Annotated in this window: 12 protein-coding genes and 2 pseudogenes; 9 read left to right on the forward strand and 5 right to left on the reverse strand. The window is 58.5% G+C overall.

Going from position 1 to position 14251, the window contains the following annotated elements:
• Nucleotides 1-72: 72 nt before the first annotated feature.
• Nucleotides 73-1515, reverse strand: a complete 1443-nt coding sequence (pyk, locus tag AC1M2H_RS11130; protein ID WP_480151389.1) for a pyruvate kinase — start codon at nucleotides 1513-1515, stop codon at nucleotides 73-75.
• Nucleotides 1516-1640: 125 nt separating this feature from the next.
• Nucleotides 1641-2545 (reverse strand): annotated as a pseudogene (locus AC1M2H_RS11135) (MurR/RpiR family transcriptional regulator).
• Nucleotides 2546-2704: 159 nt separating this feature from the next.
• On the opposite strand from AC1M2H_RS11135, the pseudogene AC1M2H_RS11140 reads away from it, so the two are divergent.
• The 4 genes and pseudogenes from AC1M2H_RS11140 to AC1M2H_RS11155 all read left to right on the forward strand — a co-directional run bounded on the left by AC1M2H_RS11140 (nucleotide 2705) and on the right by AC1M2H_RS11155 (nucleotide 7053).
• A pseudogene (locus tag AC1M2H_RS11140) lies at nucleotides 2705-2863 on the forward strand (formate--tetrahydrofolate ligase).
• A 1-nt stretch (nucleotide 2864) separates the two neighbouring features.
• Nucleotides 2865-4340, forward strand: coding sequence for a glucose-6-phosphate dehydrogenase (gene zwf / locus AC1M2H_RS11145; RefSeq protein WP_426814337.1), 1476 nt, complete (start codon nucleotides 2865-2867; stop codon nucleotides 4338-4340).
• Between the two features lie 220 nt (nucleotides 4341-4560).
• Nucleotides 4561-6372 (forward strand): phosphogluconate dehydratase, encoded by a 1812-nt coding sequence (edd, locus tag AC1M2H_RS11150; RefSeq protein ID WP_480151390.1) that lies wholly within the window; start codon nucleotides 4561-4563, stop codon nucleotides 6370-6372.
• A 39-nt stretch (nucleotides 6373-6411) separates the two neighbouring features.
• Nucleotides 6412-7053 carry a bifunctional 4-hydroxy-2-oxoglutarate aldolase/2-dehydro-3-deoxy-phosphogluconate aldolase gene (locus AC1M2H_RS11155; protein ID WP_095101698.1) on the forward strand — a complete coding sequence of 214 codons (642 nt, stop codon included), beginning with the start codon at nucleotides 6412-6414 and terminating at the stop codon, nucleotides 7051-7053.
• A gap of 50 nt (nucleotides 7054-7103) precedes the next feature.
• On the opposite strand, the gene purT is transcribed toward AC1M2H_RS11155, so the two are convergent.
• Nucleotides 7104-8282 (reverse strand): formate-dependent phosphoribosylglycinamide formyltransferase, encoded by a 1179-nt coding sequence (gene purT, locus AC1M2H_RS11160; RefSeq protein WP_480151391.1) that lies wholly within the window; start codon nucleotides 8280-8282, stop codon nucleotides 7104-7106.
• Nucleotides 8283-8418: 136 nt separating this feature from the next.
• Between purT and AC1M2H_RS11165 the strand changes: the two genes are divergently transcribed.
• The 3 genes from AC1M2H_RS11165 to ptrB all read left to right on the forward strand — a co-directional run bounded on the left by AC1M2H_RS11165 (nucleotide 8419) and on the right by ptrB (nucleotide 11878).
• Nucleotides 8419-8796, forward strand: a complete 378-nt coding sequence (locus AC1M2H_RS11165) for a YebG family protein (protein ID WP_480151392.1) — start codon at nucleotides 8419-8421, stop codon at nucleotides 8794-8796.
• A 94-nt stretch (nucleotides 8797-8890) separates the two neighbouring features.
• On the forward strand, nucleotides 8891-9562 hold the full coding sequence (locus AC1M2H_RS11170; RefSeq protein WP_480151393.1) for a tellurite resistance TerB family protein: 672 nt from the start codon (nucleotides 8891-8893) through the stop codon (nucleotides 9560-9562).
• Between the two features lie 255 nt (nucleotides 9563-9817).
• Nucleotides 9818-11878 (forward strand): oligopeptidase B, encoded by a 2061-nt coding sequence (gene ptrB / locus AC1M2H_RS11175; RefSeq protein WP_480151394.1) that lies wholly within the window; start codon nucleotides 9818-9820, stop codon nucleotides 11876-11878.
• Nucleotides 11879-11897: 19 nt separating this feature from the next.
• On the opposite strand, the gene exoX is transcribed toward ptrB, so the two are convergent.
• Entirely contained in the window at nucleotides 11898-12557 is a 660-nt protein-coding gene (gene exoX / locus AC1M2H_RS11180; RefSeq protein WP_480151395.1) for an exodeoxyribonuclease X, read from the reverse strand.
• A 78-nt stretch (nucleotides 12558-12635) separates the two neighbouring features.
• Complete coding sequence (locus AC1M2H_RS11185; RefSeq protein WP_426814344.1) at nucleotides 12636-12866, reverse strand: DNA polymerase III subunit theta; 231 nt, start codon at nucleotides 12864-12866, stop codon at nucleotides 12636-12638.
• 126 nt (nucleotides 12867-12992) lie between these two features.
• On the opposite strand from AC1M2H_RS11185, the gene yobA reads away from it, so the two are divergent.
• A complete protein-coding gene (yobA, locus tag AC1M2H_RS11190; protein WP_480151396.1) occupies nucleotides 12993-13367 on the forward strand; it encodes a CopC domain-containing protein YobA in 375 nt (124 codons plus the stop codon).
• A 3-nt stretch (nucleotides 13368-13370) separates the two neighbouring features.
• Nucleotides 13371-14240 carry a copper homeostasis membrane protein CopD gene (gene copD / locus AC1M2H_RS11195; protein ID WP_480151397.1) on the forward strand — a complete coding sequence of 290 codons (870 nt, stop codon included), beginning with the start codon at nucleotides 13371-13373 and terminating at the stop codon, nucleotides 14238-14240.
• The last annotated feature ends 11 nt before the right edge of the window (nucleotides 14241-14251 follow it).

A 14251-nucleotide genomic window follows, 5' to 3' on the forward strand; every position in this document is an offset into this window, starting at 1 on the left:
GCCGGGATAAAAAAATACCTGCCGATTTTACGTCGGCAGGTAGGTGATACGCGGGGTCCGTTGCGCGATGGCTTATTCGACGGTCAGGATACGCGTGGTGTTGGTGCTACCGATGGTGCTCATAACGTCGCCCTGGGTGACGATAACGAGGTCGCCGGAGACCAGATAGCCTTTGTCGCGCAGCAGGTTTACCGCATCGTGAGCGGCGGCAACGCCATCGTTGGTGCTGTCAAAATAAACCGGCGTTACGCCGCGGTACAGCGCGGTCAGGTTAAGGGTGCGCTCATGGCGAGAGAGGGCAAAAATCGGCAGGCCCGAGCTGATACGCGAGGTCATCAGCGCCGTGCGGCCGGACTCGGTCATGGTGATGATAGCGGTGACACCTTTCAGGTGGTTCGCGGCATACATCGCCGACATGGCAATCGCTTCTTCCACGTTGTCGAACTGGATGTCCAGCCGGTGTTTAGAAACGTTGAGGCTTGGGATTTTTTCCGCGCCGAGGCATACGCGGGCCATGGCGGCAACGGTTTCAGACGGATACTGGCCGGCTGCGGTTTCAGCCGAAAGCATCACCGCATCGGTGCCGTCCAGCACGGCGTTGGCCACGTCCATCACTTCCGCACGGGTCGGCATCGGGTTGGTGATCATCGACTCCATCATCTGGGTGGCGGTGATAACCGAGCGGTTGAGCTGACGGGCGCGGCGGATCAGGGCCTTCTGAATACCCACCAGCTCCGGATCGCCGATCTCGACGCCCAGATCGCCACGGGCAACCATCACCACGTCGGAGGCGAGAATGACGTCGTCCATCGCGTCCTGATCGCAAACGGCTTCCGCGCGTTCCACTTTCGCTACGATCTTCGCGTCGCAGCCCGCTTCACGCGCCAGGCGGCGAGCGTAGTTCAGATCTTCCCCGCAGCGCGGGAAGGAGACGGCCAGATAGTCGACGCCAATTTTGGCCGCGGTGATGATATCGGCTTTGTCTTTTTCGGTCAGCGCTTCGGCGGAGAGGCCGCCGCCCAGCTTGTTGATGCCCTTATTGTTGGACAGCGGTCCGCCGACGGTGACTTCGGTGAACACTTTCATGCCCTGAACTTCCAGCACTTTTAGCTGAACGCGGCCATCATCAAGCAGCAGGATATCGCCAGGCACCACGTCCGCCGGCAGCCCTTTATAGTCAATACCGACTTTTTCTTTATCGCCTTCGCCTTTGCTCAGCTCCGCGTCCAGCAGGAATTTATCGCCGATATTGAGGAAAATTTTGCCTTCTTTGAAGGTCGAAACGCGAATTTTCGGCCCCTGCAGATCGCCGAGGATAGCCACGTGACGGCCCAGCCTGGCCGCGATTACGCGGACCTTATCCGCGCGAATCTGATGATCTTCCGGGGTACCGTGAGAGAAGTTCATACGTACGACGTTAGCGCCTGCAGCGATAACCTTTTCCAGGTTGTTATCGCGGTCGGTTGCCGGGCCTAAGGTGGTAACGATTTTGGTTCTGCGAAGCCTTCTGGACATGTAATACTCCGTTGACTAAAACAACTTTGGTGTTGCGTGAACATGGAATCGGTCGTTTCGGCCGCTAAAGTTGCTATGCTGAAACGTAACCGAAGGTGTAATGGGTCGCTACTTATTATCAGGTTTTATAGGTTATCGCTGTGTACGGGCAGTTCTTTATCAAAACGCGATTCTTTCAACGCTTCCTTGACCCTCTTCAAGTTATCTCTGAATTTTGCGCCGCGGCGCAGGGTAAAGCCGGTAGCCAGCACGTCGATGAGGGTCAACTGGGCGAGGCGCGAAACCATCGGCATATAAATATCGGTATCTTCGGGAACATCAAGCGTAATGGAGAGCGTTGCTTCGCGAGCCAGCGGCGTTCCCGCCGAGGTGATCGCGATAACCATGGCATCGTTTTCACGGGCCAGCTGCGCCAGTTCGACCTGACTTTTCGTTCTGCCGGTGTGGGAGATGATCACCACCACGTCATCATCATTGCAGTTCATACAGCTCATGCGTTGCAGAACAATGTCATCGGAGTAGATAACCGGCACGTTGAAGCGAAAAAATTTATTCATCGCATCGTGGGCAACGGCGGCCGAGGAACCGAGGCCAAAGAAGGCGATTTTTTTCGCCTGGGTTAGAAGATCGACGGCACGATTAACCGCGGACATGTCGAGAGAATGGTGGACCTGATCTAAACTGGCCATCGCGGACTCGAAAATTTTCCCGGTGTAGGCCTCTACGCTGTCGTCTTCATCGACATTGCGGTTAACATAGAGGGTGCCGTGGGCCAGACTTTGCGCCAGATGCAGTTTAAAATCAGGGAAGCCGCGGGTTTCAAGACTCCGGCAAAAGCGGTTGACGGTGGGTTCGCTGACGCCGGCTTCCAGGGCGAGTGCGGCAATGCTTGAGTGGATGGCCTGCGCGGGCTCTGCAAGAATGATCTCGGCCACTTTGCGTTCGGATTTGCTAAGGTTTTCCAGCCGGGACTGAATTTTTTCCAGCATATTCATGGTAACAAGGCGCTCATCAATGGAAGCGATTTCATTAATGGGTGAAATCATCAGGCGTTTTAGCAAGAATATACCTCTCCGCCATCGTCAGCGGGGAGGAATAACCTAAAAAAATGTTGTTTTTTTTCATTACATGATCAGAGTCGTATTTTACTGACTGATAACCGGTCGAAACAACCAACAATATTAGCCGTCTGCCCAAATTGTCGCCTGAAGTTTTCTCCTCGTGCGGTTTAGCGCGTGGAAAGCGGGCCGAGGCTTTCGGGAAAATCGTAAACACAGTACAGTGCAGTGTAAGAAAATTACAAATTATAGCCTGGCATAAGCACCAGACTATCAACCGAGGAGAATGACATGGCGGTAACGCAAACGGCTCAGGCATGCGATCTGGTCATCTTCGGCGCGAAGGGTGACCTGGCGCGTCGTAAATTGTTGCCTTCCCTGTATCAGCTTGAGAAGGCTGGCCAGATCAGCCCGGATACCCGCATTATCGGGGTCGGACGCGCTGACTGGGATAAAGATGCTTACACCAGGGTAGTTCGTGAAGCGCTGGAAACCTTCATGAAGGAAAAGATTGATGAAGCGCTGTGGGACACCCTGAGCGGGCGCCTGGAGTTCTGCAATCTGGACGTTAACGACACCAAGGCTTTTACCCGTCTGGGCAAAATGCTCGATCAGAAAAACCGCGTCACCATCAACTACTTTGCCATGCCGCCCAGCACCTTCGGCGCTATCTGCAAAGGCCTTGGCGAAGCGAAGCTGAACGCCAAGCCGGCGCGCGTGGTGATGGAGAAACCCCTGGGAACTTCGCTCGACACCTCCCGCGAGATCAACGACCAGGTTGGCGAGTTCTTTGAAGAGTGCCAGGTCTATCGTATCGACCACTACCTCGGTAAAGAAACGGTCCTCAACCTGCTGGCGCTGCGCTTTGCCAACTCCCTGTTCGTCAACAACTGGGACTGCCGCACCATCGACCACGTGGAGATCACCGTCGCGGAAGAGGTGGGCATTGAAGGTCGCTGGGGCTACTTCGATCAGGCCGGGCAGATGCGCGACATGATCCAGAACCACCTGCTGCAGATTCTGTGCATGATAGCCATGTCCCCGCCGTCGGACCTCAGCGCCGACAGCATCCGCGATGAGAAAGTTAAGGTTCTGAAGTCTCTGCGTCGTATCGATCGCGCCAACGTGCGTGAGAAAACGGTACGCGGCCAGTACACCGCGGGCTTTGCGCAAGGTAAAAAGGTGCCGGGCTACCTCGAAGAAGAGGGGGCTAACAAATCCAGCAATACCGAAACCTTCGTGGCGATCCGTGTGGATATCGACAACTGGCGCTGGGCCGGCGTGCCGTTCTACCTGCGCACCGGTAAACGTCTGCCGACTAAATGCTCCGAAGTCGTGGTGTACTTCAAGACGCCGGAGCTGAACCTGTTCAAGGAGAACTGGCAGGAGCTGCCGCAGAACAAGCTGACCATTCGCCTGCAGCCGGATGAGGGCGTCGATATCCAGGTGCTGAATAAAGTGCCGGGCCTCGACCATAAGCATAATCTGCAGATCACCAAGCTGGATCTGAGCTACTCGGAAACCTTCAATCAAACGCACCTCGCCGACGCCTACGAGCGCCTGCTGCTGGAAACCATGCGCGGAATCCAGGCGCTGTTCGTGCGCCGCGATGAGGTGGAAGAGGCGTGGAAGTGGGTTGACTCCATTACCGAAGCCTGGGCCGCCGACCGCGACGCGCCGAAGCCCTATCAGGCGGGGACCTGGGGACCGGTTGCCTCCGTGGCGATGATCACCCGCGACGGCCGTTCATGGAACGAATTCGAGTAAGCGTTCGTCATCCGGAGGAGTTATTTTACCGGTAACATGATCTGGCGCAGAAAGCCGCATAATTTTTAATCTTTTAAGCTCCGGGAGGATTCACCCCCGGAGCTTTTTTTATTACACTGCCGGCAGATATTTTGCCTCTGAGCTGCAGTGCTGGTGCCTTTTACCTCTTTTGACATCGTAAAAATGCCGCGGCCGGACAGATAAATTTTTAGGAGCCTTTATGAATTCGACAATGTTACGGGTAACAAATCGCATTATCGAACGGTCGCGTGACGCCCGTACTGCCTACCTCGCACGGATTAATCAAGCCAAAACCGATACCGTTCATCGCGCCCAGCTGGCGTGCGGTAACCTGGCCCACGGTTTTGCGGCCTGTCAGTCGGACGATAAAGCCTCGCTGAAAAGCATGCTGCGTAACAACATCGGCATCATCACCTCCTATAACGATATGCTGTCCGCGCACCAGCCCTACGAATCCTATCCGGACATCATCCGCAAGGCGCTGAATTCGGTGAACGCGGTAGGGCAGGTTGCCGGCGGCGTGCCGGCGATGTGCGACGGGGTCACCCAGGGGCAGGACGGGATGGAGCTCTCGCTGCTGAGCCGCGAGGTCATTGCCATGTCTGCGGCCATCGGCCTGTCGCACAATATGTTCGACGGCGCGCTGTACCTTGGCGTCTGCGATAAAATCGTCCCCGGCCTGACGATGGCCGCGCTCTCCTTTGGCCATCTGCCGTCCGTATTCATTCCCTCCGGCCCGATGGCCAGCGGCCTGGCGAATAAAGAGAAAGTGCGCATTCGCCAGCTGTACGCCGAAGGTAAGGTCGATCGCATGGCGCTGCTGGAGTCGGAAGCCGCCTCTTACCACGCGCCGGGCACCTGCACGTTCTACGGCACGGCTAACACCAACCAGATGGTGGTGGAGTTTATGGGCATGCAGCTCCCGGGCTCCTCATTCGTACATCCGGACGCCGAGCTGCGCCAGGCTCTGACCGTTGCCGCCGCGCGTCAGGTGACCCGCATGACCGGCAACGGCAACGAGTGGATGCCGCTGGGCAAGATGTTCGATGAGAAAGTCGTGGTTAACGGCATCGTGGCGCTGCTGGCGACCGGCGGTTCGACTAACCATACGATGCATCTGGTGGCCATGGCGCGCGCCGCGGGCATCATCATCAACTGGGATGATTTCTCCGATCTCTCGGACGTGGTGCCGCTGCTGGCGCGTCTCTATCCGAACGGTCCGGCGGATATCAACCACTTCCAGGCGGCTGGCGGCGTGCCGGTGCTGATCCGCGAACTGCTGAAAGGCGGGCTGCTGCACGAAGATGTCAACACCGTAGCCGGCTTTGGGCTTGCGCATTACACCATGGAGCCGTGGTTGAACAACGGCCAGCTGGACTGGCGGGATGGGGCAAGCGCGCCGCTCGACGACCAGGTTATCGCGACTTTCGACAAGCCGTTCTCTCGCCACGGCGGCACCAAAGTCCTCAGCGGCAACCTTGGCCGCGCGGTGATGAAAACCTCGGCGGTGCCGGCGGAAAACCAGTTTATCGAAGCGCCGGCGGTTATTTTTGAAAGCCAGCACGACGTGCTGCCGGCGTTTGAAGCCGGGATGCTGGATAAGGATTGCGTGGTGGTGGTGCGGCATCAGGGGCCAAAAGCGAACGGCATGCCAGAATTACATAAACTTATGCCGCCACTTGGTGTATTATTGGACCGCCGTTTCAAAATAGCGCTAGTCACCGATGGGCGACTCTCTGGCGCATCCGGCAAAGTTCCGTCAGCGATCCACGTCACGCCTGAAGCCTACGACGGCGGGCTGCTGGCGAAGGTCCGCGATGGCGATATCATCCGCGTCAACGGCCAGACCGGCGAGCTGACGCTGCTGGTGGACGATGCCGAACTGGCCGCGCGGCAGCCACATATTCCTGACCTGAGCGGTTCGCGAGTCGGGACCGGTCGTGAAATGTTCTCTGCGCTGCGTGAGAAGCTCTCCGGAGCCGAACAGGGCGCAACCTGCATCACTTTTTAAGACCATACAATTTGTAGATCTGGCGAGAGAAAAACTCTGATGAAAAACTGGAAAACAACTGCAGAAGCAATCCTCACCTCCGGCCCGGTTGTCCCGGTGATCGTGGTGAAAAAGCTGGAACACGCCGTGCCGATGGCCAAAGCGCTGGTTGCAGGCGGCGTACGTGTACTGGAAGTGACCCTGCGTACCGAATGCGCGCTGGATGCCATCCGCGCAATAGCTAAAGAAGTCCCGGAGGCGATTGTCGGCGCCGGCACCGTGACTAACGCGGCGCAGCTGAAAGAAGTAACCGAGGCGGGAGCGCAGTTCGCAATCAGCCCGGGCCTGACCGATTCTCTGCTCAAGGCGGCGACGGAAGAAGGGACAATTCCGCTGATCCCGGGTATCAGCACCGTATCCGAGCTGATGCTGGGCATGCAGTATGGCCTGAAAGAGTTTAAATTCTTCCCGGCCGAAGCCAACGGCGGCGTGAAGGCGCTGCAGGCAATTGGCGGTCCGTTCGCCCACATTCGTTTCTGCCCGACCGGCGGGATCTCTCCGGCTAACTACCGCGACTACCTGGCGCTGAACAGCGTTCTGTGTATCGGCGGTTCATGGCTGGTACCGGCGGATGCGCTGGAAGCAGGCGATTACGACCGTATCACCACTCTGGCTCGTGAAGCGGTAGAAGGCGCGAAGTAATTTCCGCACCTCAGTTCTGACCCGGTAAGCGGCAACGCTACCGGGTTTTTTTATCCCTCAACCACCACCGCTGACGCCGCGGCTTTGGCGCGCGCCACCGCCTCATCAACGCTCTCCGCCACCGCCAGCGTAACGCCCAGACGACGGGAGCCGTCAATTTCCGGCTTAGCGAACAGACGCACCTGCAGGCCCGCGCCGACGGCGGCCTGCAGGTTGCCGAAGGTGACGTTGCGGCTGGTAAGCTGCGGCAGAATCACCGCCGAAGCCGCCGGGCCATACTGGCGAATCGCGCCCACCGGCAGCCCAAGGAAGGCGCGGACGTGCAGGGCGAACTCCGACAGATCCTGCGAAATGAGCGTCACCATTCCGGTATCGTGCGGACGCGGCGAGACTTCGCTAAAAATCACCTCATCGCCGCACACGAACAGCTCGACGCCGAACAGGCCGTAACCGCCGAGCGCCAGCACCACGTTGCGGGCAATTTCCTGCGCGCGGGCCAGCGCCAGCTCGCTCATCTGCTGAGGTTGCCAGGATTCTCGATAGTCGCCGTCTTCCTGCCGGTGGCCGACCGGGGCGCAGAAGTGCACGCCGTCGACCGCGCTGACGGTGAGCAGGGTGATTTCAAAATCGAAGTTCACCACGCCCTCGACGATTACGCGGCCGGCGCCGGCGCGGCCGCCCTGCTGGGCGTACTGCCACGCTTCGGCCAGCTGTTCATGACGGCGGATAAAGCTTTGTCCTTTCCCGGAGGAGCTCATCACCGGCTTAACGATGCACGGCAGGCCAATCTCGTTCACCGCGTCGTTAAAGGCGGCTTCACTGTCGGCAAAACGATAGGTCGAGGTTGGGAGCCGCAGCTCTTTGGCGGCCAGGCGGCGAATGCCTTCCCGATTCATGGTCAGCTTTGCGGCGAGCGCGGTGGGGACCACTTTTTGTCCACTCAGCTCCAGTTCGACCAGGGTATCGGTGGCGATGGCTTCAATTTCCGGCACGATAAAATCGGGCTTTTCTTGCTCAATTAAGGCGCGCAGGGCGTCGCCGTGCAGCATGTTAATAACATGCGAACGGTGGGCGACCTGCATCGCCGGCGCGTCAGGGTAGCGATCGACGGCGATGGTCTCAATGCCCAGACGTTGACACTCGATGGCGACTTCCTTACCCAGCTCGCCGGAACCTAACAGCATAACTCGCGTCGCCGCAGGGCGCAGCGCTGTGCCTAGTACAGTCATGACTCTCTTCCGCAGTAAAAAAACATGTGCCGCAGTATAAACGAAAACGTTTGCGTCTGTCTTTATGCGCGTGAGTTGAGTCATGGTCCTAAATTTGTTATACTGTATATAAATACAGTATAAAAGGGGCTGTACAATGGCGGTTGCAATCAAATATGTGGTGATTCGCGAAGGTGAGGAAAAGATGTCTTTTACCAGCAAAAAAGAGGCCGATGCTTACGACAAAATGCTCGATCTTGCCGAAATCCTTAACGACTGGCTGGTAGATTGCCCGCTGACGCTTGATGAAGCCCAGCGTGATGAGATGGCGCTGTGGCTGGCGGAGCGCAAAGACGCCTTACATCACATTATGAAGTCCGGAAAACTTCCTGAGGCGGAAGAGAACGCCGTCGAACAGGGCGAAAACGAAGGGCAGGAGTCCGCTGACGTCGGCGATGACGCCATCAGCTCCGGCGCGGACGACGGCGCGGCGGAAAAAGCAGCGCCCAAAGCGCGCAGGGTGAAAGCGGCCTGAGCCGCGGAATTTGCGCATCTTTAGCCACGGATAACATTTCCTGACGTCGCCTCGTTTAGGCTGATGACATCGTCTGTCATACACCGAGGAAACCATGGCTAACTGGCTTAACCAACTTCAGTCTCTGCTGGGCCAGCAGGGGCAAACTTCTTCATCTGACGATCGCTCAGGTGGTAACAATTTGCTGCTGCCCGGCGCGCTGGGCGGCCTGGCGGGGCTGCTGGTCGCCAGCAAATCTTCGCGTAAGCTGCTGGCGAAATACGGCACCAGCGCGCTGCTGGTTGGCGGCGGCGCGGTGGCCGGAAGCATGCTGTGGAACAAGTATCAGCAGAAAATGCGCGCCGCTTCGCCGCAGCCGCAGCCGGAGCCGGCCGGGCAGGTTCCGGCGTCACCAGAGCCTGATGCCCGCAGCGAGCGGCTGATCCAGGCGCTGGTTTTTGCGGCCAAAAGCGACGGGCATATTGATGAAAACGAACGCGCGAGCATCGAAGAGCAGCTGCGCGCGGCAAATATCGACGTACAGGGGCGGGTGCTTATCGATCGCGCGTTAACTCAGCCCCTCGACCCGCAGCGCCTGGCGCAGGGCATCAGCAGCGAGCAGGAGGCGCTGGAAATCTACTATCTGAGCTGCGCGGTGATTGATATTGACCACTTTATGGAGCGTAGCTACCTCAACGCGCTGGGCGAAGCGCTGAAGATCCCTGCGGATGTGCGCGCTGAGATCGAACAGGATATTCAGGCGCAAAAGCAGACTCTTTCCTCTTAAATCATCACGTTCCGCTTGCATCGCCAGCGACTTTTGCCACCCTTATAGACGGGTCATCTCTCAGCCTGACGCCGCGCAGGCCGGGGAGGACCCTTATTCCGGCACCGTCTCACCCGCGGTCGGGCGTCACTTCGCTGTGGCCGTTTTCAAACTCTAGGGCAGGGCGATTTATGCCGTTGAGATTTCTTGTCTTGCCGTCCGGACGCGCGTCGATTAACGTTGTGCGCATAAATTAAGCCGAAGAAGAACAAAGAGATGCTACCAAAAGCGAAACGGATCCCCCACGCTATGACCCTGCATGGCGATACGCGTATTGATAACTACTTCTGGCTACGTGACGATGACCGCGCGCAGCCGGAAGTTCTGGATTATCTGCGCGAGGAGAATACCTACGGCAAAGCGGTGATGGAGACCCAGCGCAGCCTGCAGGAGCGGGTGCTGAAAGAGATTATCGATCGTATCCCCCAGCGCGAAGTCTCGGCACCTTACAGTAAAAATGGCTATCGCTATCGTCAGGTCTATGAGCCGGGCTGCGAATACGCGATTTATCAGCGCCAGTCGGTGCTGAAAGAGGAGTGGGACCCGTGGGAGCTTCTGCTCGATAGCAACCAGCGCGCGGCGCAAAGCGAGTTCTACACCCTCGGCGGGCTGGGGATCTCCCCGGACAACGCTCTGATGGCGCTGGCGGAGGATTATCTCTCCCGCCGGCAGTACAGCCTGCGTTTGTGCAATCTCTCCGACGGTAGCTGGTATCCCGAAGTGCTGGAAAACGTCTCCCCGGGATTTGCCTGGAGCAACGATTCACGGACCTTGTGGTACGTGCGCAAACACCCTACCACGCTGCTGCCGTACCAGGTCTGGCGGCATACCGTCGGCACCTCGACGCAAGATGACGTGCTGGTGTACGAAGAGCAGGACGAAACCTTTTACGTCAGCGTGCACAAGACCACCTCGCAGCAGTTTGTGGTTATCTACCTTGCGAGCGCGACCACCAGCGAAGTGCGGCTGCTGAATGCTGAAATGCCCGACGCCGAGCCGGTGTGCTTCCTGCCGCGGCGCAAGGATCATGAATACAGGCTCGATCACTATCAGCACGCGTTCTACCTGCGCTCTAATCGCGAAGGTAAAAACTTCGGCCTCTATCGCACGCATCAGCGCGACGAGCAGCAGTGGCAGGCCCTGATCCCGCCGCGCGATGACGTGATGCTGGAAGGCTTTACGCTATTTACCGACTGGCTGGTGGTGGAGGAGCGGCAGCATGGACTGACCAGCCTGCGGCAGATCAACCGTAAGACCCGGGAAGCGGTGGGCATTGCCTTTGATGACCCGGCCTACGTCACCTGGCTTGCCTATAATCCCGAGCCGGAAACCTCGCGCTTACGCTACGGCTACTCCTCGATGACCACCCCGGATACGCTGTTTGAGCTCGATATGGATACCGGTGAACGGCGGGTGCTTAAGCAGCAGGAGGTTAAAGGTTTCGATGCCAGCCACTACCGCAGCGAGCATCTGTGGATTCAGGCCCGCGACGGCGTTGAGGTCCCGGTCTCGCTGGTCTACCGGCACGAATTCTTCCGCCGAGGCGCCAGCCCGCTGCTGGTCTACGCCTACGGTTCCTACGGCGCCAGCGAGGACGCGGACTTCAGCGCCAGCCGCCTGAGCCTGCTCGATCGCGGCTTCGTTTTCGCCATCGCCCACGTGCGCGGCGGCGGCGAGCTGGGGCAGCAGTGGTATGAGGACGGAAAGTTTCTTTGTAAGAACAACACCTTCAACGACTATCTCGACGTCTGCGATGCGCTGCTGAAGCAGGGCTACGGCGATCCGCAGCTGTGCTACGGCATGGGCGGCAGCGCCGGTGGGATGCTGATGGGCGTGGCTATCAATCAGCGCCCGGATCTGTTTCACGGCGTGGTGGCGCAGGTGCCGTTTGTTGACGTGCTCACCACCATGCTCGATGAGTCGATTCCCCTAACTACCGGGGAGTTTGAAGAGTGGGGCAACCCGCAGGATGAAACGTACTATCGCTATATGAAGGGCTACAGCCCCTACGATAACGTTACGGCTCAGGCCTATCCGCATATGCTGGTAACCACCGGCCTACACGACTCCCAGGTACAGTACTGGGAGCCGGCAAAATGGGTGGCGAAGCTGCGCGAGCTGAAAACCAACGATAATCTGCTGCTGCTGTGTACCGATATGGATTCAGGTCACGGCGGGAAATCGGGACGTTTTAAAAGCTATGAGGGCGTGGCGCTCGAGTACGCGTTTCTGATCGGCCTGGCGCAGGGAACGCTGCCAGGCCAGGCCGAGGTATAGGGCCGGATGGGGCAGGCGCTTAATCCCCGAGATAGTGTTTGAGGGTTAAGCGCAGCTCGGGGCTCATCCGATCCAAATTGTTGAATAGCCAGCGCAGATAGCCGGGATCGTTTTCCGCCACTTCCGCCACCGGCTTGCCGCGATACTTACCAAAGGTGAAGGTGGTCAACAGTGCCGGACGGCCGGTGATAGTCGCCATATCGTCAGGAGACCAGCCGGAGACGTTGATAATATCAAGCAGCAGCGCGGCGGTGATATAGCAGTCATAGAGCGCGCGGTGGTGGTGCAGGCCGGCAGGCGTGGTGACGTTCAGCTTACGCGATTTATAGAGCCCCATGTTGCTGTACTTAATCCCCGGCCACAGGCGGCGCGCCAGCTTCATGGTGCAAATCCATTCGCCGTGCATCTCCGGCAGCACCCGCCGATCAAAGCTGGCGTTGTGGGCGACGTACCAGGGGCTGCCCAAATAGTGCGGGACAATCTCTTCAATCCACGGCTGGTCGGCGACCATCTCTTCGGTGATGTGATGAATGGCCATCGCCTGCGGGCTGATAGGGCGATCGGGGCGGACCAGATGGCTCATCGGATTGGTTATCTGGCCATCGACAATATCGACAGAGGCGATCTCGACGATGCCTCCCTGCAGTCCGCAGGTTTCTGTATCGATTACGCGTAGCATAGCGCGCTCCAGGTCAAAGGGATCAGCGTAATAGAATGCGCCGCTCTTGCCAACCCGGGTCTCCGCGGGGCGGCTGAATTATTTTGTTTTGGGTTCATAGGGCAGGCGTGAGAGCGAAACGGATGCCAGACGATGGGCGATGAGGCGTTCGCGAAACCAGTCCCGAAGATGGGCAGGCTGCTCTCGTTCGACCAAATCGGCGACCACCGGCATATTATAACGTTCTTTAAAGGCAACGCCGGCTGCCGCAAGATCGACGTTCACCTTGTCCATCTCTTCCTGCGAGATTTTTGCCAGATTATTTTCCATTGGGTTTCTCCTGGGTGATGCCGAAAGCCGGCCGGGTGCCGGCTAAGACTTCAACGCATGTCTCGACTGCGGCATTATACAGGGTTATTCTCTGTGCTACATACATAACAAAAAGGAATGACGATTATGCGTATTCTCGTCGGTAACACGCTGCGCGCTGCCGTTCTTCTCGCCGGTTTCGTGGTCAGCGCTGGTGCTTTTGCCCACGCGCATCTGCAGCAGCAAACTCCCATAGCAGACTCGACGGTGAGCGCTTCGCCGCAGGCGCTGACGTTGAGCTTTTCCGAAGGCATCGAAACTCGCTTCAGCGGCGTGACGCTGAGCGGTCCTCAGCAACAAGCGGTAGCGACCGGCAAGCTGGCGCTTAGCGATGATAACAAAGCGCAGCTGATCGTCCCGCTGGCGCAGCCCTTAACGCCGGGTGAATATACCGTTGACTGGCACGTGGTCTCCGTCGATGGTCATAAAACCAAAGGGCAGTACCACTTTACCGTGAAATAAACCATGCTCGCGGCACTCTATACCATCTTACGTTTTGTCCACTTCGGCTCTCTGATGGCGGCTTTCGGCTGCGTGCTGTACGGCGCATGGCTGGCGCCATCGGCGCTTCGTCGCCTGCTGATGCAGCGTTTTTTTCCGCTGCTGCGCCACCTGTTGTTGCTTAGCGCGCTTTCAGCGCTGCTGATGCTGATGGCGCAGGGCGGCCTGATGGGCGAGGGCTGGCCGGATGTCTGGCAGCCCGCTATCTGGCAGGCCGTCGCCGGCACGCAGTTTGGCGGCGTCTGGGTGTGGCAAATTCTGCTGGCCTGGGTGACGCTGATCGTCGCCTGGCTTAAGCCGCGCCATCCGGCGCGGCTGCTGCTGGTGCTGCTCTGCGCGCAGCTGCTTTTGCTGGCGGGCGTGGGCCATGCGGCGATGAGCGAAGGCGGGCTGGGGGCGCTGCAGCGCGCCAATCATGCGGTGCACCTGTTCTGCGTCGCCGGCTGGTTTGGCGGATTGCTGCCGTTTATATACTGCCTGCGTTTGCTCCAGGGGCGCTGGCGGCAGGCGGCGATTGGCGCCATGATGCGCTTTTCGCGCTACGGACATCTGGCGGTGGCCGGCACCATTGCCAGCGGCGTGGTGAATGCCCTGCTGATTCAGGGCGGATTGTTTAGCGATTCGCCGTGGGGAAGGATGCTGCTGCTCAAGTGCGCTCTGGTGACGGGGATGGTGGCAATCGCGCTGGTTAACCGCTATGTTCTGGTACCTCGAATGTCGCTGAACGAGGCGCGGGCAGAGCAGCTCATTTTGCGTACCACGCAGGTGGAGATGGCGCTGGGGGCGCTGGCGCTGCTGGCCGTCAGCCTGTTTGCAACCTGGGAACCTTATTGAATTAACTGGTT

This window comes from Klebsiella sp. F11, assembly GCF_056712265.1.

What these genes read in the sequence shown, in the direction of transcription:
- pyk (WP_480151389.1), bottom strand. Translation starts at nt 1,515, where the DNA reads ATGTCCAGAAGGCTTCGCAGAACCAAAATCGTTACCACCTTAGGCCCG.
- zwf (WP_426814337.1), top strand. Translation starts at nt 2,865, where the DNA reads ATGGCGGTAACGCAAACGGCTCAGGCATGCGATCTGGTCATCTTCGGC.
- edd (WP_480151390.1), top strand. Translation starts at nt 4,561, where the DNA reads ATGAATTCGACAATGTTACGGGTAACAAATCGCATTATCGAACGGTCG.
- AC1M2H_RS11155 (WP_095101698.1), top strand. Translation starts at nt 6,412, where the DNA reads ATGAAAAACTGGAAAACAACTGCAGAAGCAATCCTCACCTCCGGCCCG.
- purT (WP_480151391.1), bottom strand. Translation starts at nt 8,282, where the DNA reads ATGACTGTACTAGGCACAGCGCTGCGCCCTGCGGCGACGCGAGTTATG.
- AC1M2H_RS11165 (WP_480151392.1), top strand. Translation starts at nt 8,419, where the DNA reads ATGGCGGTTGCAATCAAATATGTGGTGATTCGCGAAGGTGAGGAAAAG.
- AC1M2H_RS11170 (WP_480151393.1), top strand. Translation starts at nt 8,891, where the DNA reads ATGGCTAACTGGCTTAACCAACTTCAGTCTCTGCTGGGCCAGCAGGGG.
- ptrB (WP_480151394.1), top strand. Translation starts at nt 9,818, where the DNA reads ATGCTACCAAAAGCGAAACGGATCCCCCACGCTATGACCCTGCATGGC.
- exoX (WP_480151395.1), bottom strand. Translation starts at nt 12,557, where the DNA reads ATGCTACGCGTAATCGATACAGAAACCTGCGGACTGCAGGGAGGCATC.
- AC1M2H_RS11185 (WP_426814344.1), bottom strand. Translation starts at nt 12,866, where the DNA reads ATGGAAAATAATCTGGCAAAAATCTCGCAGGAAGAGATGGACAAGGTG.
- yobA (WP_480151396.1), top strand. Translation starts at nt 12,993, where the DNA reads ATGCGTATTCTCGTCGGTAACACGCTGCGCGCTGCCGTTCTTCTCGCC.
- copD (WP_480151397.1), top strand. Translation starts at nt 13,371, where the DNA reads ATGCTCGCGGCACTCTATACCATCTTACGTTTTGTCCACTTCGGCTCT.